At 70.4% G+C, this 25312-nt stretch carries 23 protein-coding genes; 8 read left to right on the top strand and 15 right to left on the bottom strand.

The window, feature by feature from the left end:
- Nucleotides 1-7: 7 nt before the first annotated feature.
- The 3 genes from ACVTJA_RS21795 to ACVTJA_RS21785 are packed head-to-tail and all read right to left on the bottom strand — an operon-like array spanning nt 8 to nt 1783.
- Entirely contained in the window at nt 8-610 is a 603-nt protein-coding gene (locus ACVTJA_RS21795; protein ID WP_465838862.1) for a hypothetical protein, read from the bottom strand.
- A gap of 4 nt (nt 611-614) precedes the next feature.
- A complete protein-coding gene (locus tag ACVTJA_RS21790; RefSeq protein ID WP_465838861.1) occupies nt 615-1214 on the bottom strand; it encodes a hypothetical protein in 600 nt (199 codons plus the stop codon).
- Nucleotides 1211-1783, bottom strand: a complete 573-nt coding sequence (locus tag ACVTJA_RS21785; RefSeq protein WP_465838859.1) for an RNA polymerase sigma factor — start codon at nt 1781-1783, stop codon at nt 1211-1213. Before ACVTJA_RS21785 ends, ACVTJA_RS21790 begins: the two co-directional genes overlap by 4 nt.
- Nucleotides 1784-1923: 140 nt before the next feature.
- On the opposite strand from ACVTJA_RS21785, the gene ACVTJA_RS21780 reads away from it, so the two are divergent.
- Genes ACVTJA_RS21780 through pheA form a run of 3 tightly spaced genes read left to right on the top strand, consistent with a single transcriptional unit; the run spans nt 1924 to nt 4245 of the window.
- Nucleotides 1924-2295, top strand: coding sequence for a GNAT family N-acetyltransferase (locus ACVTJA_RS21780; protein ID WP_465838857.1), 372 nt, complete (start codon nt 1924-1926; stop codon nt 2293-2295).
- Nucleotides 2292-3428, top strand: a complete 1137-nt coding sequence (locus tag ACVTJA_RS21775) for a bifunctional chorismate mutase/prephenate dehydratase (RefSeq protein ID WP_465838856.1) — start codon at nt 2292-2294, stop codon at nt 3426-3428. Before ACVTJA_RS21780 ends, ACVTJA_RS21775 begins: the two co-directional genes overlap by 4 nt.
- Nucleotides 3421-4245, top strand: a complete 825-nt coding sequence (gene pheA, locus ACVTJA_RS21770) for a prephenate dehydratase (RefSeq protein ID WP_465838855.1) — start codon at nt 3421-3423, stop codon at nt 4243-4245. The genes ACVTJA_RS21775 and pheA overlap by 8 nt, the downstream gene beginning before the upstream one ends.
- Nucleotides 4246-4285: 40 nt before the next feature.
- Here the strand turns inward: pheA and ACVTJA_RS21765 are convergent, their stop codons facing one another.
- From ACVTJA_RS21765 to ACVTJA_RS21730, 8 genes are all read right to left on the bottom strand, one after another.
- Nucleotides 4286-5404, bottom strand: a complete 1119-nt coding sequence (locus ACVTJA_RS21765; protein ID WP_465838854.1) for a 3-deoxy-7-phosphoheptulonate synthase — start codon at nt 5402-5404, stop codon at nt 4286-4288.
- 191 nt (nt 5405-5595) lie between these two features.
- Nucleotides 5596-6162 (bottom strand): tetratricopeptide repeat protein, encoded by a 567-nt coding sequence (locus tag ACVTJA_RS21760; protein WP_465838853.1) that lies wholly within the window; start codon nt 6160-6162, stop codon nt 5596-5598.
- 167 nt (nt 6163-6329) lie between these two features.
- Nucleotides 6330-8588 (bottom strand): caspase family protein, encoded by a 2259-nt coding sequence (locus ACVTJA_RS21755; protein WP_465838852.1) that lies wholly within the window; start codon nt 8586-8588, stop codon nt 6330-6332.
- Nucleotides 8588-9400 carry an ActD protein gene (locus tag ACVTJA_RS21750; protein ID WP_465838850.1) on the bottom strand — a complete coding sequence of 271 codons (813 nt, stop codon included), beginning with the start codon at nt 9398-9400 and terminating at the stop codon, nt 8588-8590. Before ACVTJA_RS21750 ends, ACVTJA_RS21755 begins: the two co-directional genes overlap by 1 nt.
- A gap of 143 nt (nt 9401-9543) precedes the next feature.
- Nucleotides 9544-10857 (bottom strand): GNAT family N-acetyltransferase, encoded by a 1314-nt coding sequence (locus tag ACVTJA_RS21745; protein WP_465838849.1) that lies wholly within the window; start codon nt 10855-10857, stop codon nt 9544-9546.
- A 54-nt stretch (nt 10858-10911) separates the two neighbouring features.
- A complete protein-coding gene (locus tag ACVTJA_RS21740; protein WP_465838847.1) occupies nt 10912-12564 on the bottom strand; it encodes a sigma 54-interacting transcriptional regulator in 1653 nt (550 codons plus the stop codon).
- Nucleotides 12565-12608: 44 nt separating this feature from the next.
- The gene (locus ACVTJA_RS21735; RefSeq protein ID WP_465838846.1) at nt 12609-13562 is read right to left on the bottom strand and encodes a GGDEF domain-containing protein; all 954 of its coding nucleotides are present in this window, start codon (nt 13560-13562) and stop codon (nt 12609-12611) included.
- A gap of 123 nt (nt 13563-13685) precedes the next feature.
- On the bottom strand, nt 13686-13964 hold the full coding sequence (locus ACVTJA_RS21730; protein ID WP_465838845.1) for a glutaredoxin family protein: 279 nt from the start codon (nt 13962-13964) through the stop codon (nt 13686-13688).
- A 21-nt stretch (nt 13965-13985) separates the two neighbouring features.
- Here ACVTJA_RS21730 and ACVTJA_RS21725 point away from each other — a divergent pair, with 21 nt between their 5' ends.
- Nucleotides 13986-15146, top strand: a complete 1161-nt coding sequence (locus ACVTJA_RS21725; RefSeq protein ID WP_465838844.1) for a DUF4388 domain-containing protein — start codon at nt 13986-13988, stop codon at nt 15144-15146.
- 12 nt (nt 15147-15158) lie between these two features.
- On the opposite strand, the gene ACVTJA_RS21720 is transcribed toward ACVTJA_RS21725, so the two are convergent.
- Nucleotides 15159-16772 carry a penicillin-binding transpeptidase domain-containing protein gene (locus ACVTJA_RS21720; protein WP_465838843.1) on the bottom strand — a complete coding sequence of 538 codons (1614 nt, stop codon included), beginning with the start codon at nt 16770-16772 and terminating at the stop codon, nt 15159-15161.
- A gap of 85 nt (nt 16773-16857) precedes the next feature.
- Here ACVTJA_RS21720 and ACVTJA_RS21715 point away from each other — a divergent pair, with 85 nt between their 5' ends.
- Both ACVTJA_RS21715 and ACVTJA_RS21710 read left to right on the top strand, forming a co-directional pair.
- The gene (locus ACVTJA_RS21715) at nt 16858-17745 is read left to right on the top strand and encodes an ABC transporter permease (protein ID WP_465838841.1); all 888 of its coding nucleotides are present in this window, start codon (nt 16858-16860) and stop codon (nt 17743-17745) included.
- Nucleotides 17742-18653: an ABC transporter ATP-binding protein gene (locus ACVTJA_RS21710; protein ID WP_465838840.1), complete on the top strand. Its 912-nt coding sequence runs from the start codon at nt 17742-17744 to the stop codon at nt 18651-18653. Before ACVTJA_RS21715 ends, ACVTJA_RS21710 begins: the two co-directional genes overlap by 4 nt.
- Before the next feature lie 44 nt (nt 18654-18697).
- On the opposite strand, the gene ACVTJA_RS21705 is transcribed toward ACVTJA_RS21710, so the two are convergent.
- Nucleotides 18698-18928 carry a sulfurtransferase TusA family protein gene (locus ACVTJA_RS21705; protein WP_465838838.1) on the bottom strand — a complete coding sequence of 77 codons (231 nt, stop codon included), beginning with the start codon at nt 18926-18928 and terminating at the stop codon, nt 18698-18700.
- 197 nt (nt 18929-19125) lie between these two features.
- On the opposite strand from ACVTJA_RS21705, the gene ACVTJA_RS21700 reads away from it, so the two are divergent.
- Nucleotides 19126-21093: a DsbA family protein gene (locus tag ACVTJA_RS21700; protein ID WP_465840474.1), complete on the top strand. Its 1968-nt coding sequence runs from the start codon at nt 19126-19128 to the stop codon at nt 21091-21093.
- A gap of 117 nt (nt 21094-21210) precedes the next feature.
- Here ACVTJA_RS21700 and ACVTJA_RS21695 read toward each other — a convergent pair whose 3' ends face one another.
- Nucleotides 21211-21597: a RidA family protein gene (locus tag ACVTJA_RS21695; protein ID WP_465838837.1), complete on the bottom strand. Its 387-nt coding sequence runs from the start codon at nt 21595-21597 to the stop codon at nt 21211-21213.
- A gap of 83 nt (nt 21598-21680) precedes the next feature.
- Nucleotides 21681-23903 carry a RelA/SpoT family protein gene (locus tag ACVTJA_RS21690; protein WP_465838835.1) on the bottom strand — a complete coding sequence of 741 codons (2223 nt, stop codon included), beginning with the start codon at nt 23901-23903 and terminating at the stop codon, nt 21681-21683.
- Nucleotides 23904-24063: 160 nt separating this feature from the next.
- Between ACVTJA_RS21690 and ACVTJA_RS21685 the strand changes: the two genes are divergently transcribed.
- Nucleotides 24064-25254 carry an FHA domain-containing protein gene (locus tag ACVTJA_RS21685; RefSeq protein ID WP_465838834.1) on the top strand — a complete coding sequence of 397 codons (1191 nt, stop codon included), beginning with the start codon at nt 24064-24066 and terminating at the stop codon, nt 25252-25254.
- Nucleotides 25255-25312: the final 58 nt, after the last annotated feature.

The following is a 25312-nucleotide window of genomic DNA, read 5'->3' as shown; positions in this document are numbered from 1 at the left end:
CGGAACGCTACGGCTTGCGAGGCTGCGCGGGGGCGCCGGGGCGCACGTCACCCTCCTCGTCGCCCTGCCCTGGCCGCAGAAGCTTGATGCGCTTCTCGAAGCGCATGGACCCCATCTCCGCCTCCAGCTTCTGCCAGAGGTCCGGCCCCAGCAGCTTCTTGATCTGCACCAACAGCGTCAGCCGGTTGCGGCGCACCGCCGTCTCCGCGCGGCCCACCTCTTCCGACTGATTGAGGATGGCGCGCTCGTCCGGCGAGGGCGCGCGCAGCAGGCGCTCCAGCCGGAGCTGGGCGCGCTTGAGGTCCGCCTCGAGGGGAATCAGCGCCTCGTTGGACTCGAAGGTGAGGTCCTGGACCTTCTGCGCCACGTCGCGCGGCACGCCCAGCTTCTCCACGAGCTCCGGCGGAATGCCGTAGGCGGCCGGGGGGAGATTGCCCAGCGCCATTCCCGGGGGGCCGCCGCTCGCAATCACCATCGTCCGCTGGGCGCCGGGGCCGCCGTGCTGGATGAGGACGTCCTCGTCCTGCGACTGGGCTCCGGCCAGCGCGGGCACCACCAAGACCAGGGCGGCCACCGCGGTGCTCCACAGCTTCGAAACGCGTGTCTTCATCGCATCACTCCTGAGGATAGAGAGGCAGCACCGCCGTTCGGAACGGCGGGGTTTCCAGCGCGCGGGAATCGGGAGGGCGCACCCAGACGGCGAGCGTGCCGAAGGGCCGGTACGTCTCGTCCTGGACCACCAGGTCGCGGCGCGTGTAGCCGCGCACCTCGCCCATCAAATTCATCAGGGAGCCCCGGCCCGCCACAAGCACGGCGCGAGCGGGGACCTCCTCTGCGAAGGCATCTTCACGAGGCTCGCCGCTCAACCCCAGCTCGGCCCGGGGGGGACGCGGGTCCTCCTCCGCGTACTCCGGCGCCGTCCCATGCTCCAGCACCGGAGCGGGAGGCCGCGTCCACCACACCAGCCCCGCCACGCACAGGGACGCCACGGCCCCTGCGGCGGCGCGGCGGCGGACGACGCGGCGGCGCACCTCGCCCAGCACGGCGTCGCGAGGAATGGGCGCCAGCGCCGAAGGCGACGGTGGGCGCAGCCTGGAGGCCGAGGCGTGCAGGGCGGCCAGGGTGCGGCACTCCTCGCAGGTGTCCAGGTGGGCCTGGAGCTCGGGGGTGCGCTGCTCCTCCATGAGGGCGGCGGCCGCATCGTTGCATCTCATGGGGTGTCTCCTTCCAGTGCGTCTGCGGCCTTCAGCTTCTTGAGGGCGCGGTAGAGGTGGATGCGGACGGTGCCCCGGCCGATGCGCATGGCTCCGGCGATGGCGTCCAAATCGTGGCCCTCCAGGTAGCGGAGGGTGAAGGCCGTGGCCTGCTGCGCGGGCAGCGTCCGCAGCGCTCGGCCCAGGGTGCGCCAGCGCTCGGCCCCGGCGAAGTGCTCCTCCGGTGACAGGTCTTCCGAGGGCCCGAAGTCGAGCGCCTCACGGACCAGCGTCCACAGCCTCCGCCGGCGCAGGTGTCCCATGGCCCGGGACACGAGGATGCTGCGCAGCCACGCGGGCCCGGCCTTCACGTCTCGCAGCGTGTGGCGCTTCTCGTATGCGTCCGCCAGGGTGGCCTGGACGAGGTCTCGGGCCTCCTCCCCGTCCCAGACCAGCCTCCGGGCCAGGCGCAGCAGCCCGGCCTGTTCCGCCTCCAGGAGCGCGTCGAAGTCCCGCGCGGCCGTGGCGCGCGGCGGGCTCGTCGGCTCGTCCAGGATGGCGGTGCCCTTCACGGCGAAACGACCTCCCATCGACTACACGTGAATGAGGACGCACGGGCGGGGAAACCGGCATACTCGAATTCGTGAGTGCCCCAGAAATCCGTCGCATCTCCGCCGTGGAGACCCGAGGTCTCCGCCACACCGTGCTCCGGCCGCACCAGTCGCCCAACATGGTCGTCTACCCCGGGGACGAGGACGTCGACACCGTCCACCTCGGCGCGTACACAGGGGGGCGCCTCGTAGGGGTGGCCTCTCTCTACCGGGAGCCTCCTCCGGACTCCCTCAGGACCACCACGGCGTGGCGCCTGAGGGGCATGGCGGTGGACAAGACCCTGCAAGGCTCCGGGTTTGGCGCCGCCCTGCTGCGGGCCTGTCTGGAGCATGCCCTCGGGCAGGGCGGAACCCAGGTGTGGTGCAACGCCCGGGCAGCGGCCATGGGGTTCTACCGCTCGCTCGGCTTCTCACAGAAGGGGGACCCCTTCGAGCTCCCCGGCATCGGCCCCCACCATTTCATGTGGCGAACCCTAGAGTCTTCTCGATGAGCATCCCCGACCTGGAGGCAGTGCGCGTCGCCATCGAGAACATCGACGAGGAAATCCTCGATGCCCTCCGGCGGCGCATGGACCTGGCGGACGACGTGGCGCGGGCGAAGCTGGCCGCGGCGGCGCCCTTCCGCGACCAGCGCCGGGAAGACCTGCTCCTGCGCCGCATCCGCACCCGCGCCGCCGAGCACGGACTGGACCCGCACGAGGTGGAGCGCGCCTGGCGGCTCTTCATCGACATGTCGGTGGCGCGGCAGCAGGCGCTCGTCACGCGGCTGGACACCACGCCCCTGCGCGTGGGCTACCCGGGCGTCGAGGGCTCCTACAGCCACCTGGCCGCGCGCCAGCGCTACGCGAACCGGCCCGGCGGCGTGCTGCTCTCCGGCTTCGACTCGTCCCGAGAGGCCATGGAGGCCCTGCGCCGGGGCGAGCAGGACCTGGTGCTGCTGCCGATTGAGAACACCACCGCGGGCAGCATGAACGAGACGTACGATTTGCTCGCCGAGGGCGGCGTGGTCATCACCGCGGAGCTGGTGAGCCAGGTGGACCACCGGCTGCTGGGGCTGCCGGGCGCGAAGTTGGAAGGCCTGCGCGAGGTGCTCTCCCACCCGCAAGCGCTGGCCCAGTGCGAGAGCTTCCTGCGCACGAAGGTGCCCTGGGCGCGCGCGGTGCCGGACGCGGACACCGGCGGCGCGGCGCAGAAGGTGCGCGAGCGGAATGACCTGTCGGTGGCGGCCATCGCCAGCGAGACAGCGGCGCAGCGCTTCGGCCTGGAGGTGCTCGCGCGCGACTTGCAGCCCGGCTCGGACTACACGCGCTTCGTGGAGGTGGGCCGTGAGCCCACGCCGCTGGCTCCAGGCGTGCCGTGCAAGACGTCGCTGCTGATGGTGCTGGAGCACAAGGCGGGCACGCTGGGCGAGATGCTCCAGCGCCTCACCCTGCGCGGCGTCAACCTGAGCAAGCTGGAGTCGCGGCCCATTCCGGGCCGGCCGTGGCAGTACCAGTTCTACGTGGACGTGGAGGGACACTCGGCCTCGGCGCCGCTGATGGCGGCGCTGGAGGACATCCGCCCGCTGACGTCGTCCCTGCGCGTGCTGGGCACGTACGCGCGAGCGGAGGGCCCCCATGGCTGAGCAGCCGAAGCGCCGCATCGCCTTCCAGGGCGAGCACGGCGCATACGGTGAAGAGGCGCTGCGCGCGTTGCACGGCCCGGCGGTGGAGTCCGTCCCCGTCCTCACCTTCCGTGCCGTCTTCGAGTCCGTGGCCGAGGGCCGCGTCGACGGTGGCGTGGTGCCGGTGGAGAGCACGCTCGGCGGCCCCGTGGCGGAGAACGTGGACCTGCTGCTGGAGCATGATTTGCCGATCACCGGCGAGCTGTCCCTGCGCATCCGCCACTGCCTGCTCGCGCCGCCGGGACGGACGATTGATGGGATTGAGCGGGTGATGTCGCATCCGCAGGCGCTGTCGCAGTGCGCGGGCTACCTGCGCCGGCGCGGACTGCTGCCGATTCCGGAGGCGAACACCGCCATCGCCGCGCGCCGGGTGGCGGAGGAGGCGCCGCCCCGCACAGCCGCCATCGCCAGCCGCATGGCCGCGGAGCTGTACGGGCTGGCGGTGCTGGACGTGGGCGTGGAGGACTCGCCGGACAACCACACGCGCTTCGTCACGCTGGGCCCGCCGCCGGAGCGCACGTGGACGCGGCGGAAGACGGCGCTGGCCTTCACGGTGGAGAACACGCCGGGCGCGCTGTACCGGGTGCTGAGCGCCTTCTCCTCGCGTGGGCTCAACGTGACGCGGCTGGAGTCCCGGCCGCAGCGCCGCGCGTGGGAGTACGTCTGGTGCATGGACGTGGACGGCGCGCTGGGAGATGCGCGGGTGCGCGAGGCGGTGGACGCCGCCCAGGGCGCCTGCATCACCCTGCGGGTGCTGGGAAGCTACGGCGTGGCGTGAGCCCCGGGCAATCGGGGCGTCACGCCAGAGCCGTGGGGCTTCAGGACGCTGCCGGCTTGCTGCCGTCGCCGTTCTTCACGGCGGCCATGTACGCATCACGGACGATGCGCGTGTAGTTCTGGAGCGCGGGGAGCTGCTCCAGGCGCAGCGCCTGCGGGCCGTCGCAGAGGGCGGCCTCCGGCTGCGGGTGGAAGTCCACCAGCACCATGGACGCGCCGGCGATGAGGCCCTGGCCAATCGCGTGGAAGATGTCCGGCAGCCCGTCCGGAGGCGCCGCCGCCTGACCGATGGCGTGCGACGGGTCCACGCACACGGGCATGCGCGTGAGGCGCCGCACCACCGGCACGTGCGCGAAGTCCACCATGTTGCGGTGCGGGTCACCCAGGTGCGTCTTCACGCCGCGAAGGCAGAAGACAATCTTCGGGTTGCCCTCGCTCGCCACGTACTCGCACGCGTTGAGGGACTCCTCCAACGTAATCCCCATGCCGCGCTTGAAGAGCACGGGGAACGTGCGCTGCTGGCCGATGCTCTTCAGCAGCTCGAAGTTCTGCGCGTTGCGCGTGCCCACCTGCAGCATGACGCCGGTGGCGTTGCCCGAGCGCTCCAGCGCTTCGCGAATCTCGTCGATGTGGCGCGGGTGCGTGACCTCCATCGCGATGACCTTGATGCCGTGCTTGCCGGCCAGCTCGAACACCCACGGGAGGCACGCGGCGCCCAGTCCCTGGAACTCGTAGGGGTTGGTGCGCGGCTTGTACGCGCCCATGCGCGTCGTCTTGATGCCGCACTTCGCGAGCGCGCCCATCATCGTGTCGACATTCTCGCGGTTGTCCACGGCGCACAGGCCCGCGAACAGCTGCACCGACTTCTCGTCGAAGGTGATGCCGTTGTACTCGAAGCCGGACGAGGCCACCTGGCCCTTGTGCCGGCCGATGACGCGGTACTTCTGCGAGACGCGCACCACCTGGCGCACGCCGGGAATCTGCTCGAAGGGCTCGGTGGGGACCTGCGCCGTGGGGCCGAGCAGGTACACCTCGGTAACCGTGTACTCGGCGCCCTCCATGACGTGCGCCCGAGGGGTGATTCCCTTGTACTGGGAAGCGACCTTCAGGACGGTGGACACCACGGACTCAGGCGAGTCCGGCTCGAGCATGACAATCATTCTGGCTTCTCCCGCGCGGCGTTGTCGTACCTTCGTTGTCGTACCTGCCGTGAAGAATAACGGAATCAGGGCCGCGCGGGGTGTAACAACCCGAAGCGGCCCGCGACGTCCGCCCCTCGGGACAGACACGGCGGGCCGCCTTCGTGAGGCGCCATCGAGCGCGTGGAGCGCTCGGCACCCTGCCCGCCGGGTCAGCTCGCGGCGGGGCGCAGCCGGCTGGCGAGCTGCGCGTAGTGGTCTCGCTGGGCGGTATCCCCGAGGTGCTCCCAGACGTCCGCCAGGGCCTTGGCTGCCTCGACGTAGGCGGGTGACAGCTCCAGGGCCAGCTCGAAGACGTGGCGAGCCTGCCGGTAGCGTGCCTTGTCCGGCCGGCGCGAGCCTCGCGTCAGCAGGGCGTTGCCCAGTGAATAGACTTCCACGGCGGCGGCCTCGCGGTAGCCGGGCTCGGGGTTGAGCTGCACGGCGCGCTGCATGAGCTCCGAAGCGGTCTCCGGCTCCCCCAGCTCGAGCTGGCAGAAGGCGGCGTCGCGGTGCGGGTCCGCGGCGTTCGGGTCGACTTCGATGGCGCGCTCGAAACAGGCCAGCGCCTCCTGCGTGCGGCCCAGCGCGGCCAGGGACGAACCCTTGGCCGTGAGCGCCGGGACGTGCTTCGGGTCCACGGCGAGGACCTTGTCGAACGCGAGGATGGCGGCCTCGTGGTTGCCGGACATCGAGAGGTTGACGCCCTCGCTGAACGCCGCGAACAACAGCTTTGACATCGTGCCCCCAAAGCAAGGTTGGCTCGGGCCGCGCCGCCGCGGCCAAGGGGGAAGAGCCTGTCACCGTGGGGGCGGGCGTGAAAAGGCGTCCTTCGGGCCCCCGCGGACTGAACCCATTGGTCCTCCAAACGGGACCGCGAAGGATGCCTAATCTCCGCGCGCGGGCGTCAGAGCCTCACGCCAAGCTGCACGCCGGGCCACCAGATGAAGTGCTTGGGCCCCTCGCGGGAGAAGCGGCTCAGCCCGGTGATGGCGTCGCCGTCCACGCCGTGCATGAGGTTCATCGTCGGCCCGCCGATGATGGCGAAGCGCTTCGCGAGCTGGAAGCCGCCGATGACGCGGACCTGGTGCCACAGGCGCGTCGTGGTGAAGGCCTCGTCCCAGTCGTAGACGGAGCTCGTCACCGCGTCCACGTCGACGGAGAGGCGCTCGGACACGGGGAGGTGCGCGCCCAGGCCGAGGCCCAGGGACCAGTGGCTGGGCCCCCGCGAGTTTCCAGCGTTGCCCATGCCCACCACCACCGTCGTGTAGAGGGTGCGGCTGCCCACCTTGATGGCGGTGTTGGCGAAGTTGACGTCGTTGCCGTACGCCTCGACGTGGAACTGGCCGTTGCGGATGATGCTCAGCAGGCCCACCGGCACGCCGGACTCCATCTCGTTCGCCACGTTGACGATGCCGAGCTGCAGGCCGTTCATCTTCCCCGCGATGTTGACGAGCCCGAGCTGCATGCCCTTCACGTCGCCGCCCACGTTGATGAGCGACAACTGAGCGCCGCGCGCCGTGGCGGCGTAGTTGGCGCCCACGGCCATCTGCACGCCGGACATCTGGTCCCGCACGTAGCTGAGCCCCACGGCGGCCTGCCAGCCACCGAAGTCGCCGGCCACCCAGTTGGCGCCCACCGCGAGCTGCGCGCCGTCCAGCGATGCGTTGGACATGTTGCCGCCCACCGTGAGCTGCCCCGCGAGGCCGCCCTGGCGCGCGATGTTGAGGCCCACCGACATCTGCAGGCCCGTCACCTCGCCTGAGGCCCAGTTGCCGCCCACGGCCAGTTGGGTGCCCGTCACGTCCGCGCGCGCGACGTTGCCGCCGATGGCCATCTGGAGGCCCGACACGGAGTCCGTCGCCCAGTTCGCCCCGAGCGACAGCGCCACACCTTTCAGCCGCGCCGAACGGGCCGCCGCCAGGCCGAACGAGAAGCTGTTGTCCACGTTGCCGCCGACGATGTCGTTGGTCTGCACCGTCGGGAACAGGGCCAGGTTGACGGGCATGTACCGGTGCGGCGTGCCGTCCGCGCCGGGAGGCGCCTCCCTCGCGCCCATGACGCCGGCCACGCCGTCGAGGCGCGGCGTGCCCCCTCCGCGCATGGCCGTCATCTCCACGCCCACCGGCTTGAAGGCGGTCTCCGCCAGCACGAAGCGCCCGCCCTGGTCCAGCACCAGCTCCGCCCGCGAGGCCGAGCCGAGCGACTCGCGCATCACCGTGTAGCGCCCCGGCTGGAGGGCCAGCTCCGTGGAGCGGCCGGCGAACTTCTTCAGCTCCACCACGAGGCGGCCCGGCGCGTCGCGCACGTAGAGGCGCCCATCGAGCATGTCGCCCAGCACCAGCACCGCCGCGGTGGAGCGCAGGTCCGTCATCACCAGCTCGCCGGTGCCGGCCAGCTCGATGTCATAGGCGGGGTGCTGCGCGCCCGCGCGCGTCTGCTCGGTGCGCGCCAGCGTCTCGTGGAAGGCGAACTGGTAGGCCTCGTGCAGCGTGACGCGCCCGTCGCCCGTGGCGTCCGCGGCGCCGCGCATGCCGGACATCAGGTTGTGGGTGAAGAACGAGCCGCCGATGCGGTCGGACTCCTGCGACACCTCGTCCTCGGACGAGGACGTGAGGATGGCGTGACCACGCACCGCGGTGGACGCGTCCACGAGGAAGGACGGCCTGCGCACCCCACCCTTCTGCCGAGCCAGCGTGCCGGACGCGCACGAGTCGAGGATGGCGATGCGCACGTCCGCCGGCAGCGACTCCAGCGCCTGGCGCAGCTCCTTGTAGCCGAAGCGGTCCTGCTGGAGCAGCAGTCCCTCCTCGTCCGAGTGGCCCGAGTAGTAGATGAGCGCCTCGGTGCGGCCGCCGCCCGTCTTCGCCGCGGCAATCATCGCCTTGAACTTCGAGAGCGAGCGCTCCAGGTCGGCGCGGTTGCCCTCCATCATCACCAGCCTGTCTTGAGGCAACACGCCGCCGAGCTCCTCCAGCACCTCGCCGAAGGCCTTCGCGTCGGTGACGGCGTAGCGGAGCCTCGCGCGGCCCGCGCCGCCGTCGTTGACGCCCACCAGCAGCGCGAAGCGGCGCACCGGCTGGGAGGCCGTGGCGGAAGCGGAAGGCGGAGCCGCCGTGGCGAGCACGGGGAGCAGCAACAGCGAGAACAGGAGTGACCGCGTCATCACGGCACCTTCTCCAACGTGAAGGAGATCTGAACCAGGGTTTCCGGCAGGGGAAGCGGCCGGGTGCGCGCTTCGGAGGGCTGGCGGGCGAGCACGTGCGCCGCCTCCAGCACCGTGGCCACGTCGAGCGGCGCTTCGGACGTCACGAAGAGGAAGCGCTCGAAGCCGGGGGCGTCGTCCAGCTCGTACGCGTGGTCCAGCGTCACGGCATCACCGGGGGTCAGCGCCGTGGAGCCGGTGAGCGTGGCCGGGTGGTGCAGCGTCACCGCGCCGCGCCCGTCCACGGACACCACCACGCCATACGGGCGGCCCGCGGACACGTAGCTGAGCTGGAGCACGTCGCCCCGGCGCGCCTTCGCGTGGTTGGCGAGCAACTCCGGCTCCGTGGCTCCCTGCCGGTGGACGCGCAGCAGGGGGTCGCCCTTGGGGCGCTCCGGGCCCTGCCAGACGATGGGCGCGTAGACGGTATCGACGTCGATGGGCTCCGGCGCCTCCCGCTGGGTGGACAGGAAGAGCAGCGCGAGCGAGGCGGCCACGGGCATGCCGAGGGCCAGCCCGTGCCAGCCGCCCTGCCCGGACTCACGGGCCGCGTCCATGCGGGAGCGGGCGGCACGGCGGCGCTCCACCTCGGCGGCCACGGCGGCGGGCGGGTGGCGCTCCAGGGTACGGCGCGAGTCCTCCTCCAACCGGGCCAGGCGCCCCGCCCCATCCGGCTCGCGCTCCAGCCGCGCGCGAGCGTCGGCCAGGGCCTCCGGGGGCAGCTCGCCCAGGGCGACTCGCTCCAGCAACCAGTGGGGAATGCACAGGGGCATGCTCGGGGAAGCCTCCAGCGCGGCACGACGCGCCTCCCATCGAACACCAGCGCCCGCGGGAACTGTCACCGGATCACGCCACATGCATGTGACGATTGCGAAAGGCCCGGGTACGACACTGTGTGCAGGTCCCATGGCGGGGCTCACAGGGGCAGGCACATCAGCTCCTCGTCGACATAGGTGGTGCCAATCTTCAGGGCCGCCGGCTCCACGCCATAGGTGCGGAAGCCCATGGAGCGGTAGAGCGTCTGGGCCGGAGCATTGCCCACCGTGACGGCGAGGGTGATGCGCACGAGTCCCGGCATCTTCCGGGCCTCGTCGATGACCGCGGTGACGAGCTTCCGGCCCACGCCCCGGGAGCGGACCTCGGGCGCGACATACATCCCCCAGATGAAGGCCTTGTGGGCCGACTTCCGCCCGTCCTGCCGCTTCAGGCCGGCCGTCCCGACCAGCCGGTCCCCATCGAAGGCGCCCATGACGAGCTGCGAGTCCCCGCTCAACCGCGCGCGCACCTGTTCCATCGGCCGCACCTCGTCCTCCTCGGGAGACGCGCCGAAGGCCTCCGGATGCTCGCGCAGGGCGCGCAGCCGCAGCGCCCAGAAGACCCCGGCCTCGTCCGGGAGGATCCTGCGCACCGTCAGCGGCCCGGCCCCGGCGGGACGCCCCTCGGCCTCCAGCAGCGCGGTGAAGCCGGCGACGTAGTCCGGGTAGCGCAGCCACCAGCCCCGGGCCTTGAGGCGCGCGTTGGACACCGCGCGGTCGCCCCTCAACGACTCGTGGAGGCTCTCCAGCGGAACGCGCTGCGGCGGAGGCAGCCCCAGGCGCTCGCACAGCCAGGTGACGGTTTCTTCCTGGGACGCGGGCCGGTCATCGGCGACGCAGTAGATGGCGCCGGGCTCGCCGCGCTGGAGCGCCACGCGGATGGCCTCCACCAGGTCGTCCACGTGGACGCGGGAGATGCGCCCTCCCCCGCGCTCCGGCAGCCGGACGGCGCCTGCCTGAAGGCGCGCGAGCGTGCTGCGCTCCGGGCCGTAGATGCCGGCGATGCGCAGCACCACCGCGCCCAGCGGGAGGAAGCGCGACTCCGCGTCGATGCGGCCGCGAGCCGTGTTCGAGGACGGGTCCACCGGAGTGTCCTCGTCCACGTGGCCGCGCGCGCCGCCGTAGACACCGGTGGACGACAGGTAGACGAGCCGCGACGGTGGATTGCGGGCCAGGCCTTCCGCGATGCGCGCGTCCAGCCCCGCGTCCGGCGGCACGGAGATGACGGCATGCGCCCCGGCCGTCCGGGACAGCGCGTCCTCCAGCGAGGTGACGCGAGCCCCCGCGCGCTCCAGCTCCGCGCGCCGCGCGGCGTCACGAGTGGCCGCCAGCACGTCGCGGCCCGCACGCGCTTCCGCCACGGCAAGCCGCGTGAGCGTGTACCCGGAGCCGAGGAGGACGAGAGGGGGCGTCATGCCCCCCGCGATAGCGGGACCACGGGGGGCAACGCAAGTGCGCGTGTAGACGGATTACAGCTCCGCGCTGGCGCGCGGGTCGATGATTCCGCACTCCTTGATTTTGTACAGGAGCGCCTTGTAGCTGATGCGCAGCTTGGTGGCCGCGCGGCGCTTGTTCCAGGCGGTGCGCTGGAGCATGGCCAGAATCGCCTCGCGCTCGGCCAGCATGGCCGCCCGCTTGCCGATGTCCTTCAGCGACAAATCTCCCGTCGGAGCGGGAGGCGGAGGCGGCTGCGGCACGTCGAACGGATTCGCGTACCGCGGCGTCGGGATGACCGAGTTGACCGGCTCCGGCACCGCCGGAGCCGACACCGGCACGGAGGACGCCATCGCCGGAGACACCCCGCGCGTGGGCATCTCCAGCACCTGCACGGACGAGGACGACGGCGCGCGCACCGGCTCTTCCTGCACGCGGCCATGGGTGCCGTCGTCACCGCCGTACGCGGTGGGCAGCGACGGCGCGCTGGCGGGAGAGCGGCCCGCCGCGCTGAGCTCGTCGAGCACCAGCGTGGCGTCCTTCAGCACGCACAGCCGGCGCACCATGTTCTCCAGCTCGCGCACGTTGCCGGGCCAGTCGTAGTCCGAGAAGGCCTGGAGCACTTCGCGCGGCAGCTCGGACACGCCGTTGATGTAGTGGCGGCCGTACTTCTTCAGGAAGTGGTCCGTGAGCGGCACCACGTCCTCGCGGCGCTCGCGCAGGGGCGGCAGGCGGATGGCCACCACGTTGAGGCGGTAGTAGAGGTCCTCGCGGAAGTTGCCCAGGGCAATCTCCTTCTCGAGGTCGCGGTTGGTGGCCACCACCACGCGGCTGTCCACGCGCACGCTCTTCTTGCCGCCGACGCGGAAGAACTCCTCGTCCTGCAGCACCTGGAGCAGCTTGGCCTGGAGGCGGATGGCCATCTCGCCAATCTCATCCAGGAAGATGGTGCCCTGGTCCGCCAGCTCGAACTTGCCGGGCTTCTCCGCGGTGGCGCCGGTGAAGGCGCCACGCTCGTGGCCGAACAGCTCGCTCTCCAGCAACTCGCCGGGCAGCGCCGCGCAGTTCACCTTGATGAACGGCTTGCCGCGCCGCTGGCTGCGCGCGTGGATTTCGCGGGCAATCACCTCCTTGCCCGTGCCGGACTCACCGAGCAGCAGCACCGGCACGTCCGTGTCCGCGATGCGCTCCACCAGCGCGCGTGCCCGGCGCATGGACGGCGACGTGGAGATGAGCACCCGCGCCGCATCCGCCGAAGGGTCGATGAGAGGAGACGCCACGCGGGGAGGCAGCCCCGGCGCCGCGGCCTGCCGCTCCGGAGCGCGCGTGCCCAGGGCCCGGGCCAGCGCGTCCTGCAGCTCGTCGTTGCCGAATGGCTTGGACAGGTAGTCGCTGGCGCCCATCTTCATGGCGCGCACCGCGTCGTCCGCGCCCGCCAGCGCGCTGAGCACGATGACCGGCGCGGTGCCCCCCGCGCCCCGGTAGCGGCGCAGGACTTCCAGGCCGCTCATCTCCGGCATCACCACATCCAGCAGCACCGCGTCGAAGGAACCTCCCGAGAGCATCTCCAGGGCCTGCGCGCCGCTCGCGGCACTTCGCACCTGGTAGCCCGCACTGCCGAGCAACTCGGACAGGAACGTGCGCACCGACTCTTCGTCATCCACCACCAGCACCGCGATCCGATCCATCCCCTCGCCTCCGCTCGCCCTGTGCATCGAACCTCCACCCATCCTCACACCGACAGCCGGGTCGGTCCCCCGACCGTGCGACGAAACTCGCGTGTCCGCCTCAGCTCCTGGAGCGCCGCCGCCAGCAATTGCGTGGGCGTGCCCACCGCGTCCGGGAAGCTGACCGCCCCCAACTCCAGCGTCGTGCGCACCACGCGGCCCTCCACCTGGAAGCGCGCCGCCTCGAAGCGCGCGCTCACCCGGGACAGCACCTCCGGCACCGACTCCGCGGGCGTGCCCGGCAACAGCAGCGCGAACTGGCTGTCGGCGACACGCGCCACCGCGTCCGCCTCGCGCACCGTCTGCCCCAGCACCACCGCGCTGTACACCAGCAGGCGCTCGGCCATGCCGCGCCCGAATTCCTTGCGGAAGGCGCCGTAGCCGCCCACCTCCGCCGCCACCAGGGAGAATGTCCCGCCGTACCGCTCCGCGCGCCGCACCTCCTGGCCGATGAGCGCCAGCAGGAAGGGCCGGTTGTAGAGCCCCGTCACCGGGTCATGCAGCGCCAGCGCCGTGCCGGACTCCTCGCCCGCCGCCGCGCGCAGCACCGCGTGCTTCAGCTTGAGCTGCGCGTGCAGCTTCATGGCCAGCTCCGCCCCGCTGCTCCCGCGCGAGACGATGTCCACGCACTGCCCCTTCTCCAGGCAGAAGCGGTACGCCTCCATGTCGTGCGGGTCCACGAGGTAGAGCATGGGCACGGTGCCCCGGCTCACCTGCCGCAGCCGCCGCGCCACCTGCACCGCGCTGTAGTCCGGAGCCTGCGCGGCCAGCAGCACCGCATCCGGACGGATGACCTCGAACAGTGGCATCGCCGCGTCGAAGCGCGTCAGCGGCACCACCCGGAAGCCGGCCTCCCCCAGGAGCAGCCGGGTCCGCTCCAGGTCCTCGGCCCGTGGCTCCACCACGAGCACGGTGGGCGGCTGACCGGCCTTGCCCACCCGCTTCCGTCTCACGCCCACCGCTCCACCCTCCCCGACAGAACTTTCTTCTTCACCGCGCCTCCGGCCCGCACCCGGATTTACAGTCCCGCGCCCTCCCCTGACCTCTGCATCTCCCCGGATTTGCTGGAGAAGGGCACCGAACTACCCATCCTGGGCAGCGGATTTAGCAATGGGTGTGCCACCTTGTGCCTCACGTAGGCGTGCCTCGAGCTCGGCTGGCTCCACGCGGTGCTTGAAGGCAGGCACGCCGTCGATGACCACCACGGGGATGTCGTAGCGCCAACGTTCGAAGGCCGCCGCGTCCTCGAGGATGGAGATGATCCGTAGCTCGAAGGGGATGCGAGCACGCACGGACTCCACGACGGCGGCTGCCTTGTCGCAGAGCGAGCAGTTGGGTTTCGAGTAGATATCGACTCTCATGCGGTGCAGGATGGCCGGTCCATGCGTGGTCTGTCTGGTGACTTCTCGACGATGCCCCTCAAGGACCTCGTCGTCTACCTCGGGAACCGGCGCGTCACCGGTGCTCTGAAGGTGGAGCGTGGGGACGTGCGCAAGCAATTGCAACTGCGCGACGGCCACGTGGTGAGCGCCAGCTCCAACGAGCCGCGTGAGTTCTTCGGCCAATTCCTCATCAACATGGGGCACCTGACGGAGGACCAGCTCGAGAAGGCCTTCGCGACGCAGGCCAAGACGCGCGTCTTCCTGGGGAAGATTCTGGTGACGACGGGCCTCGTCCCCGAGGCCACCGTGCGTAGCGCGCTGAGTCACAAGTTCCGGGAGATGCTGCTGGACGCCTTCCACTGGGCGGAGGGCGAGTTCGCCTTCGAGGCCTCGGACACGGCGCCGGAGGTGCCGGGCCTGGACGTCAGCGTGGACCTGCTGGACATCCACCGCGAGGGCGAGTTCCGCGAGACGGCGTGGCAGGCCATCCGCGCCGTGTTCCCTTCCGGGGGCGTGCGGCTATCTGTGGACGAGCGCAAGCTGCCCGAGCGCAAGCCCGGCAGCATGGACGAGCGCATCGTCCAGCTCATCAAGGACGGGCTCAGCATCGACGGCATGGCCCTGGCGCTGCACGCCACGGACTTCTTCCTCTATCAGCGGCTGTATGCGCTCTACCGGCTGGACGCGGTGAAGGTGTCGGAGCTGGAGCCCGAGCCTCCGCCGACGACGATGGTGGTGGAGGAGGAAGAGGAGGACGCGGGCGTCATCGGCTCGGAGTCCTCGGCGGACGAGGTGCTCCAGGCGGCGCAGCTCTTCCTCGATGCCGGCAACGTGCGCGACGCGGAGGCGCTGGCGAAGCGAGCGCACGAGATGGGTGCGTCACCCCGCACGTCGGAGCTGCTCAAGCAGGCGCAGGAGCGCCTGGTGGTGGAGCTGCGCAGGGAGCTGGTGGACCCGCCGCGCGTGCCCGCGCTGCTGGTGGCGGCCGCGCACCTGAAGACGCTGCAGCTCTCCGCGCCTGAGCGATATCTCCTGTCACGCATCGACGGGCGGCGCGACGTGGCCGCCATCGTCCACGTGTCGCCGCTGCAGGAGTTGGACGCGCTGAAGTTCTTCCAGGGCTTCGTGGACCGGGGCCTGGTGAAGCTCACGCAGCGCTGAGGCGGACGCGCCTCAGTGCTTCCCGGCGGCGGACGCCGGAGCCGTCATCTCCACGGGCTCGGGGACGCGCAGCAGGCCCAGGCGCAGCGCCTCGCGGCCGAGCCACGCGCCGCGGATGCGCCACTTCGGGTCATTGACGATGACGGCGGCCACGGCCACGCGCGGGTTGTCCTTGGGCGCGAAGCCCACGAACCACGAGTAGTCGCGGAAGGGATTGCGGTCCGCCAGCGTGCCCGTCTTGCCCACGGCGCCGTCCACGCGGAAGGCGCGCTCGCGGAAGACGCCGCGCGCGGTGCCGTGGGTGACGGTCTCCTCCAGCATGGCAGTGAGGTCCTTCGCGGCCTCGGGCGTGAGGACGGGCTCGCCCTCGGGAGGCAGCAGAGGGCCGGCCTCGGGCTCCACGAGCACGGGGTCCACCCAGTGGCCGTTGTTGGCGGCCACCGACGCCATCAGCGCCCCGTGCAGCGGGGACAGGTACACGTCGCCGAAGCCCGCGCCGGTGTTGGCCAGGGCGAAGGGCTCCTCCGGAATGGCGGCGAGCGACACGTCCGTGGGGATGGGGAAGGGAATCTCGCGGTTGAAGCGGAAGCGGGCCGCCATGCGGCGCAGCGCGTCCACGTTGAGGTGCTTGTTCGTCAGCTTGGCGAAGATGACGTTGGCGCTCTTGCCCATGGCCAGCGCCAGCGACATGCAGGCGCCGTCGCGCTCGCTGTCCTCCAGGTGCTTCTCGGACAGCCGGCGCTTGCCGCCGTGGAAGCACTCCTCCACCGAGGGAGGGACGCCCGCTTCGAGCAGCGCGCTGCCGGTGACGATCTTGAAGATGCTCGCCGCGGGGAACACGGCGCGCACGGGCAGGCCGCGCATCTCCGGCTGCGCGGCGGAGTGCTCGGCCAGGGCCAGCACGCGCCCGGTGGACGGCTCCAGCACGACGGCGGCGGCGTACGGCGTGCCGTAGTCGCGCATGATGTTCGTCAACTGCGTCTGGAGCAGCGGGTCGATGGTGAGGACCTGCTTGTGGCCGTTCTTCTCCTTCACCACCAGCCGCTCGCCCTCCAGCTTCGCGCGGGCCAGCAGGTCCGCGGCGCGGGGCAGCGGCTGCAGCTTCGCAATCGGAGGCGCCGACTCGCGCGAGGGCACCGGCACCGGAGGCACCAGGCCCGGCTCCGCGGCCAGCGCCGCGAGCCCGCCATCCGGTGACGCGCCCCCGAGCACCGCGGCGCTCGCCGTGGCGAAGGACTCCGGCGTTCCGGCATCGGCGGCTGTCTGTCCCGCACTGCCCGTGCTCGCGGCGGCGCCAGCTTCCACATTGCCCGTCGTGGAGGCAGCGGCCTGCTCCGCCCCATTCGCACCGGCGTGCGTGGATGCCGCGGCCGTGGCCTGCCCCGCCCCACCCTGCGCGGCCGCTGTGCCGGGTTGGTCCGATGTACCGGAAATGGCGGCGGCGTCCTGGCGGGGCTCATTGGCGCCCAGCAGGAGTGCGAGGGGGAACAGCGCTGCGGCGGACAGGAGACGGCGGCGGATCGTCATTGCTGCGCAGGGGCTCCAGGGGGGCTCCGGAGGTGAGCATGACTCTCCTCCGGAGATGAGCTGAGCGCGAACTCTACCGGCTGGCGGCGCGCTGTCCATTGGCGCTTCCTCGGCCGCTTCCGCCGGCCGCTGGCGTTAGAAACTTGGCGGAGGGGTGCGCAACTCCGCTAGGTTCCCCCACATCTTGGACGGACTGAAAGAAACCCTGGTCATCTGGAGCGCGGAGCTGCGCCGCGCCGTGCGCAGCGGGCGCGCGGTGGTGCTGCTCGGGCTCTACAGCATGTTCTCCGCGCTGGTGTTGCTGGTGGTCGGCTGGATTGCCAGCCAGGTGCGCGACGCGGTGAACAAGCAACTGGAGAGCGTGGGCGCCAACGCGGACGCCCCGGCCCAGGCGGCCGAGGAGATGCGCAAGTGGATGCTGGGATTCCTCACCAGCGAAAACTCCTCGATGATGGAGGCGCTCGCGCAGGTCCCGCTGGAAGTCCTCGTCGTCTTCAAGATCACCCTCTTCTTCCTGCCGGCCTACGTGGCCCTGATGGGCTTCGACCAGATCAGCGGCGAGGTGGGCCCGCGCTCCATGCGCTACCTCACCGTGCGCGCGCGCCGCTCGTCGGTGCTGCTGGGCAAGTTCCTCTCCCAGGCGACGCTGCTGTTGGGGCTGGTGCTCATCGTCGACCTGGCCATCTTCATCTACGCCCGCATCGCCAACCCGGACTTCGCCTTCGGCTACGTGGTGCTCAACCTGCTCAAGTTCTGGCTGGCGGCCATCGTCTTCTCGCTGGCCTACGTGTCGCTCACCACGCTGTGCTCCAGCCTCTTCCGCAGCCCGGCGGTGAGCCTCGTCTTCAACTTCATCGCCCTGTTCGTCTTCTGGCTGATGGACACCATCGGCCAGGCGTCCGGCGAGACGGGCGTGCTGCGCTTCCTGAAGTACCTGTCGCCCTCGCACTACGCGGGCAACCTGCTGCACCCGAACCTGGCCGAGTTCGGCGCCAGTGGTGCCGCGTACGCGGGTTTCGCGACACTCTTCCTGCTGGGCGCCTACGCCGTCCTGCGCGCGAGGGATTTGTGAGCGACCTGGCCATTGAGTTGTTCGGCGTCACCAAGCGCTTCGGCCCCAAGGTGGCCGTCAACGCGGTGAGCTTCTCCGTGCCCAAAGGCTCGGTGTTCGGCCTCATCGGCCCCAACGGCGCCGGCAAGACGACCACCTTCTCCATGATGTGCGGCTACCTCTACCCCACCGAGGGCTCGCTCAAGGTCATGGACGTGGACCCCGCCACGCCCGGCGCCCTCAAGGGCCGGCTGGGCGCGCTGCCCCAGGACGCGGTGCTCCCTCCTGGCTGGGAGACGGGCGCGCTGCTCACCTACTGGGCCCGCCTGTCCAACCTCCCCGAGCCCGAGCGCGAGGCCCGCGAGGCCCTGGAGCAGGTGGGCCTCATGGAGGCGTGGAACGTCCAGACGCAGGCGCTCAGCCACGGCATGGCCAAGCGCGCCGCCATGGCCCAGTCCCTCATGGGCAAGCCGCCCCTGGTCCTCCTCGACGAGCCCACCGCCGGCCTGGACCCGCGCATCGCCGCCCAGGTGCGCCAGGTCATCAAGGGCATGAAGGACGCAGGGCAGACGGTGGTGGTCTCCAGCCACAACCTCCAGGAGCTGGAGGAGCTGTGCGACGCGGCCGCCATCCTCGACAAGGGCACGCTCGCGCAGGCCGGCACCATGTCCGAGCTGACCGGCCAGGGCTCCGAGTTCCGCGTGCAGATTGCCCGCGGCGACGTGCTCATCCCCGAGATTACCGCCCTGGCCGACGTCACCGACGCGCGCATGGAGTCCCCGTCCATCCTGCGCGTACGCATCCGCGGTGGTGTGAAGCCCGAGGAGGTCATCAGCCGCGTCGTGGGCCACCTCCTCCAGCACGACGTGCTGATCCTCGGCGTCAGCCGTGGCCAGCGCCTGGAAGACCGCGTCCTCCAGCTTCTCTGACGCAACAGGCCGATGAATGGCGGGGCCGCCCGGCAGGTGGCGGCTCAGCCGGCCTTGCGCACCCACCCCACGTAGCTCGCGCCCCGCCGCTCCATGCCGAGGAGCGTGTTTCCCGTGGCCTCACACCACGCGGGGAGGTCTGCCTCCAGCCCGCGATCCGTGGAGATGAGCTCCACGACGGCGCCGGACGGAAGCCTCCGCATGGCCTTGGCAATCTCGAGGATGGGCATGGGGCAGAGTGCCCCCGAGGTGTCCAGGCAGACAGCGGCTTCCATATTCCTCACTCTGGCGGAATTTTTCCAAAAACTCCCCAGTTTCCGGGCCCCTAGGGGGGTCTGTACCCCTGTCGGAAGCCAGCCACACTGGCTTGCGTGTCTGGAAATCCGTCTGTTAAGTACCCCGCCCCTGCCCTGTCAAAACCCTCACGCTCGGGCCCGGAGTCGGACCCATGGCGAAGGAGCATAACCAACCCATGAAGCCCAATGTCATCGTGGCCCTCATCGTGGGCCTGGTGCTCGGTTTCCTTGGCGGTCGCGTCGTCAGCGGCCCCTCGAAGACCGATGCCGCCAAGCCTGCCGCGAACTCCCCCACCGCGCAGGCGCCCGGCAGGCGTCCCGTGGACCCCACCGTCTTCAAGGTGAACATCGAGGGGTCCCCGGTGAAGGGCAGCCCCGACGCGCTCGTCACGCTGGTGGAGTTCTCGGACTACGAGTGCCCCTTCTGCAGCCGCGCGCACGCCACCGTGGAGAAGCTGCAGGAGCAGTACGGCAACAAGCTCCGGGTCGTGATGAAGCAGAACCCGCTGTCCTTCCACCCGCACGCCAAGCCCGCGGCCCTCGCCGCGCTGGCCGCTGGTGAGCAGGGCAAGTACTGGGAGATGCACGACAAGCTCTTCGACAACCAGAAGAAGCTCGATGAGGCCTCCCTGGAGGGCTACGCCAAGGACGTGGGCCTGGACATCGACAAGTGGAAGGCCGACATGGCCAACCCGAAGTTCCAGGACATCATCCAGAAGGAGCAGGCCCAGGCGAGCACCCTCGGCGCCAGCGGCACCCCGGCCTTCTTCATCAACGGCCGCTTCCTCTCCGGCGCGCAGCCCATCGACAACTTCCGCGCCCTCATCGACGAGGAGCTGGGCAAGGCCGAGGCCCTCGTGAAGGGCGGCGTCCCCGCCTCGCAGGTGTACGCGAAGATCATCGAGAAGGGCGCCGAGAAGGCCGCCCCGAAGCAGAACCCCGCGCAGCAGGCCGCCGCCGCCGTCCGCAAGATCGAGATTCCGTCCGACTCTCCCGTCTTCGGCCCGGCGACCGCCAAGGTCACCATCGTCGAGTTCTCCGACTTCGAGTGCCCCTTCTGCAGCCGCGTCGTCCCCACGCTCCAGCAGATCAAGCAGACCTACGCGAAGGACGTGCGCGTCATCTTCCGCAACCAGCCGCTGCCCTTCCACCCGAACGCGAAGCTCGCCGCCGAGGCCGCCATGGCCGCGCACGCGCAGGGCAAGTTCTGGGAGATGCACGACAAGCTCTTCACCAACCAGAAGGCCCTGGACCGCGCCTCCCTGGAGAAGTACGCGAAGGAGCTCAGCCTCAACGTCGCGCAGTTCAAGGCCGACCTCGACAGCGGCAAGCACAAGGCGAAGATCGAGGCGGACATGTCCGCCGGCAGCGCGGTGGGCGCCAACGGCACCCCCACGTTCTTCATCAACGGCCGTGAGTTCGTCGGCGCCCAGCCCTTCGACTCCTTCAAGAAGGTCATCGACGAGGAGGTTGCCAAGGCCGACAAGCTGCTGGCCTCCGGCACCAGGCCCGAGGAGCTCTACGCCAAGATTCTCGCGGCGAACATCGCCGCCGCCCCGGCCGCTCCCGCGCCGGGCGCCGAGGCCGAGCCGCCGGTGCAGAAGGTGGAGGTCGGCAACGCTCCGGTGAAGGGTGCGAAGAATGCCCCCGTCACCATCGTCGCCTTCTCCGACTTCGAGTGCCCCTTCTGCAGCCGCGTGGTTCCGACGCTGAAGCAGATCGAGGACCAGTACCAGGGGAAGGTCAAGGTCGCCTTCAAGAACCAGCCGCTGCCCATGCACGCCAATGCCAAGCCGGCCGCCGCCGCCGCGCTGGCCGCTCACGAGCAGGGCAAGTTCTGGGAGATGCACGACAAGCTCTTCGCCAACCAGCGCGCCCTGGACCGCGCCTCGCTGGAGAAGTACGCGCAGGAGATTGGCCTCAACGTCGGCAAGTTCAAGGCCGACCTCGACAGCGGCAAGTTCAACGCGCAGATCGAGGCCGACTCCGCCGAGGGTCAGCGCCTGGGCGCCAACGGCACCCCGACGTTCTTCATCAACGGCCGCACCCTCGTCGGTGCGCAGCCTCTCGATAACTTCAAGAAGGTCATCGACGAGGAGCTGAAGAAGGCCGGCGCGGGCGTGGTGGCGGCCGAGGCGAAGTAACCGCCTTCCGCTCGACACGCTGAAGCACGAGAGGCCGTCGGACCATCCAGGTCCGGCGGCCTCTGTGTTTTCGCGGGGAGACGGCGCGGCCCACCCAAGACCGCGCCGCGCGTCACCTCACGAGACGGCGATGGCGTCGATCTCCACCTTGGAGCCGCGGGGCAGCGCGGCCACCTGCACGGTGGCGCGGGCCGGAGGGGCTCCGGTGAAGTAGCGGCCGTACACCTCGTTGACGCGGGCGAAGTCGCCCAAATCGGTGAGGAAGATGGTGCAGCGCACCACGTGCGAGAAGTCCAGGCCGCCGGCGGTGAGCACGGCCTTGAGGTTCTCCATCACCCGCTCCGCCTGCGCGACGACGTCGCCCTGCACCATCTCCATGGTGTTGGGGTCCAGCGGAATCTGGCCGGAGAGGAAGGTCATCTTCCCCGCGTCCACCTGCACGGCCTGGGAGTACGGGCCAATGGCCTTGGGAGCCTGGTCGGAGTGGATTGCCTTGCGAGCCATGAGGGCACCTCGGAAGTAGAGGAGGCGGCCCCTTGACGGAGCCGCCTCGGTTTCCGGGGCGCTCTACCACAAAGGCAGGCGCTCTAGATTCGCTCGACGGAGTAGACGCCGTTGAGACGCTCGATGGTGCGCATCAGGTCGGTGAGCTGCTTGAGGTCGGAGATGGTGACCTCGAAGGTGTTCACCGCCCGGTCATCCCCCGTGGCCCGGCAGTTGGCCTGGGAGATGTTGACGCCCTTCTTGGAGAAGGTGTTGGAGATGTCCGCCAGGAGGCCTGGCCGGTCCGCCGTCAGCACGCGCAGTGTGACGGGGCGCTTGAAGTCGCCCCGCACGTCCCAGGACACATCCACGCGGCGCTCGGGGTCCGTGGCCAGCGCCTTTTCACAACCCACCGTGTGCACCGTCACTCCCCGTCCCCGGGTGATGAAGCCGGCGATGGGGTCGCCGGGGACGGGGTTGCAACACCGTCCGAAGCGCACCAGGACATCGTCCACGCCGCCAATCTGCACGCCGCTGCGGTTGCTGCGCCCCACCAGCCGCTTGGCCAGGTCCGTGACGCGCGACAGGCCGGGCAGCATGGAGGAGTTGCTCGCGGTGGACTGCGCCACCGTGTTGCCCGGTCCGTCCGTCCGCGCGGCGGCCTCCGCCGCGGTGAGCTTCTCCTGCGGCACCAGCCGCTGCACCAGTTGCTGCGGCGTCACCTTGCCGTAGCCGATGGCGACGAGCAGGTCGTCCTCGATGCGGAAGCCCAGCTCCTCGGCGACCTTCTTGATGTCCCCGGACTTGAGCAGCTTGTTGAAGTTGAGCTGGAAGCGCTTGAACTCGCGGTCCGTCAGCTCGCGGCCGAGCTGGAGGCTCTTGTCGCGCTGCTGCTGCTTGATGAAGCCGCGGATGCGCTGCTGCGCGCGGCTCGTCTTGACGAAGGTGAGCCAGTCCTTGGACGGGTGCTGCTGCGGGCTGGTGAGCACCTCCACCGTGTCGCCGTTCTTCAGCTTGTAGCGCAGCGGAACAATCTTGCCGTTCACCTTCGCGCCGACGCAGCGGTTGCCCACGTCCGAGTGGATGGCGTACGCGAAGTCCACCGGCGTGGCCCCGCGCGGCAGCGAGCGCACGTCGCCCTTGGGCGTGAAGACGAAGACCTCGTCGGTGAAGAGGTCCACCTTCACCGTCTCGAGGAACTCCTTCGGGTCCTTGAGGTCCTGCTGCCACTCCATGAGCTGGCGCAGCCAGGCGAACTTCTCGTCGTCCTTGGAGATGACCGCCTTGCCCTCCTTGTACTTCCAGTGGGCGGCGATGCCTTCCTCGGCGATCTTGTGCATCTCCGCGGTGCGGATCTGCACCTCCACGCGCTCGCTCAGCGGGCCAATCACCGTGGTGTGCAGTGACTGGTACATGTTGGGCTTCGGAATCGCGATGAAGTCCTTGAAGCGGCCGGGCACCGGCTTCCACATCTCGTGCACCAGGCCGAGCGCCTCGTAGCAGGAGGGCGCGGTGGGGGCGATGATGCGGAAGGCGATGATGTCGTGGATCTGGTCGAAGTCGATGCCCTGCGACTTGATCTTCTTGTAGATGCTGTAGACGTGCTTGAAGCGGCCGGACACCTCGCCCTTCAGCCCGCGCTCGGTGAGCTTGGTGCGGATGAGGTCGCAGGTGTCCTCGATGTACTTCTCGCGCTCCTTCTTGCGCTTGTTGAGCTTCTCCTGGAGCGCGAAGAACTCCTGCGGCTTCACGTAGCGGAAGCTGAGGTCCTCCAGCTCCGTCTTTATCCAGGAGATGCCGAGCCGGTTGGCGAGCGGCGCGTAGATGTCCAGGGTCTCCTGGGCGATGCGCGCCTGCTTCTCCTCGGACATGTGGTCCAGCGTCCGCATGTTGTGCGTGCGGTCCGCCAGCTTCACGAGGATGACGCGGATGTCCTGCGCCATCGCGATGATCATCTTCCGGAAGTTCTCCGCCTGCTTCTCCTCCTGGGAGAGGCTGGCGGACGCGGAGAACTTGGACAGCTTGGTGACGCCGTCGACGAGCTGGGCCACTTCGGAGCCGAACAGCTCGGTCAGCTCCTCGGCGGTGGCGAGCGTGTCTTCAATCGTGTCGTGGAGGAGGCCGGTGACGATGGACGCCTCGTCGAGCTTCAGCTCTCCCAGGATGCCCGCCACCTCGAGCGGGTGGACGAGGTAGGGCTCGCCTGACTTCCTCAGCTGGCCCTGGTGGACCTTGGCTGAATAGACGTAGGCCTTCTTGATGATGTCCAGGTCAGGGTCGGGGTGATACGAGGAGACCCGTTGGAGGATGTCGTTCAGGCGAATCATCGAGTGTGAAGGGCAATCGTAACTTTGCCCCCCTGGGGGGGCAACGTCACCCCACGCAGGGGTGTTCCAGTTCACGTCCCACCCGGGGGCGACTATCCCACCCGGAGCGTTCGCTTTCATTGACCCGACGTTTTACGGGCCCCTAAATTCGCGCTCTCCCATGTCACAGCTCCTGCTGTCCGCTCTCGCCGTGGTCTGCCCGAACTGTGACGGGTACAATCCGCCTCGCTCGGCTGCCTGTGCGCTCTGCGGCCAGGCGCTGGAGGAGGCCGCCCGGCCGCCTGGCGTGAAGCCGGCGGGGGCCCCTCCCCGTCCCGCCGCGCCCGCCGCCGGCCGTCCCGTGGCCGTGTCCACCTTCCCCGGTCCCAAGGGGGAAACCGGCGTGCCGCACACCACGCCGCCTCCGCCGAGCGCCATCCCTCCCGGCCTGCGGCCCTCGGCGCGGACGCCTCCGCCCACCGCCGCCGCGGGGCTCCAGGTGGAGCGCCCCGTGCCCGTGGGGGCCCGGGCGACGGCGCCGGCCGGTGGTGCCGCCGCGGTGCCGCCCGTGGCCCCCCGCGCGGGTGGAGGCCCGGCTCCGGTGCCTCCGGGGCCCGCCGTCACGCGGCCGCCGCCCCCGGTTCCGGACAGTGCGATGCCCGCGCGGCCCGGGGTGGCTCCACCCGCGGGTGCTCCGGCGGGCGCGCGTCCGGCGCCTCCGGCCGCGTCTCGCTTCGGGCTGGCGGTGATTGCCGGCTCCGCGCGGGGCCAGCGCTACAAGCTGCCCGTCACCGGCTGCGTCGTGGGCCGGCAGCGCGGGGCGATTCTCTTCGCGGATGACGTCTACGTGTCGCCGCTGCACGCCACCTTCCTGGTGAAGGAAGGGGCGCTGTTCGTGCGCGACGAGTCGAGCGCGTCGGGCATCTTCGTGGCCGTCGCGGGCACCGAGGCGCTCACGCCGCGCACCCTCTTCAGCGCGGGCCAGCGGCTGTTCCGCTACACGGGCCGGCTGGAGCCGGTGGCGCCCGTGGCGGGCCGTCCCCACGTCTACGGCGCGCCGGTGCCGCTGGGGCAGGCCGTGTACGGGGTGGAGGAAATCCTCGTGGGCGGGCGCGCGGGCCGCGCGGTGGTGACGGCGGCGCCGCTGCTCACCATCGGCCAGGCGCACTGCGACTTGAGCTTCCCGGGTGACGAGGGCCTGGCCGGCCGCCACTGCGAGCTCTCCCCCACTCCCACGGGCGCGCTGCTGCGGGACTTGTCCGGAGGCCTCGGCACGTACGTGCGCCTCGCCGCCGGTGTCGAGCGCCCGCTGCGTCCGGGAGACCGCGTCCGCCTGGGCCAGCACGTGCTCCAGGTGGAGAACCTGGGCTGAGCGAGCTCCCGGGCGACACGGCGCCGGGAGTTTCGACCCTGTCGATTTGCGAGCGAAC

The organism is Pyxidicoccus sp. M6, from assembly GCF_055568925.1.
The sequence above is the reverse complement of the archived record's forward strand: the minus strand, read 5'-3'. Positions and strand labels throughout refer to the sequence as shown.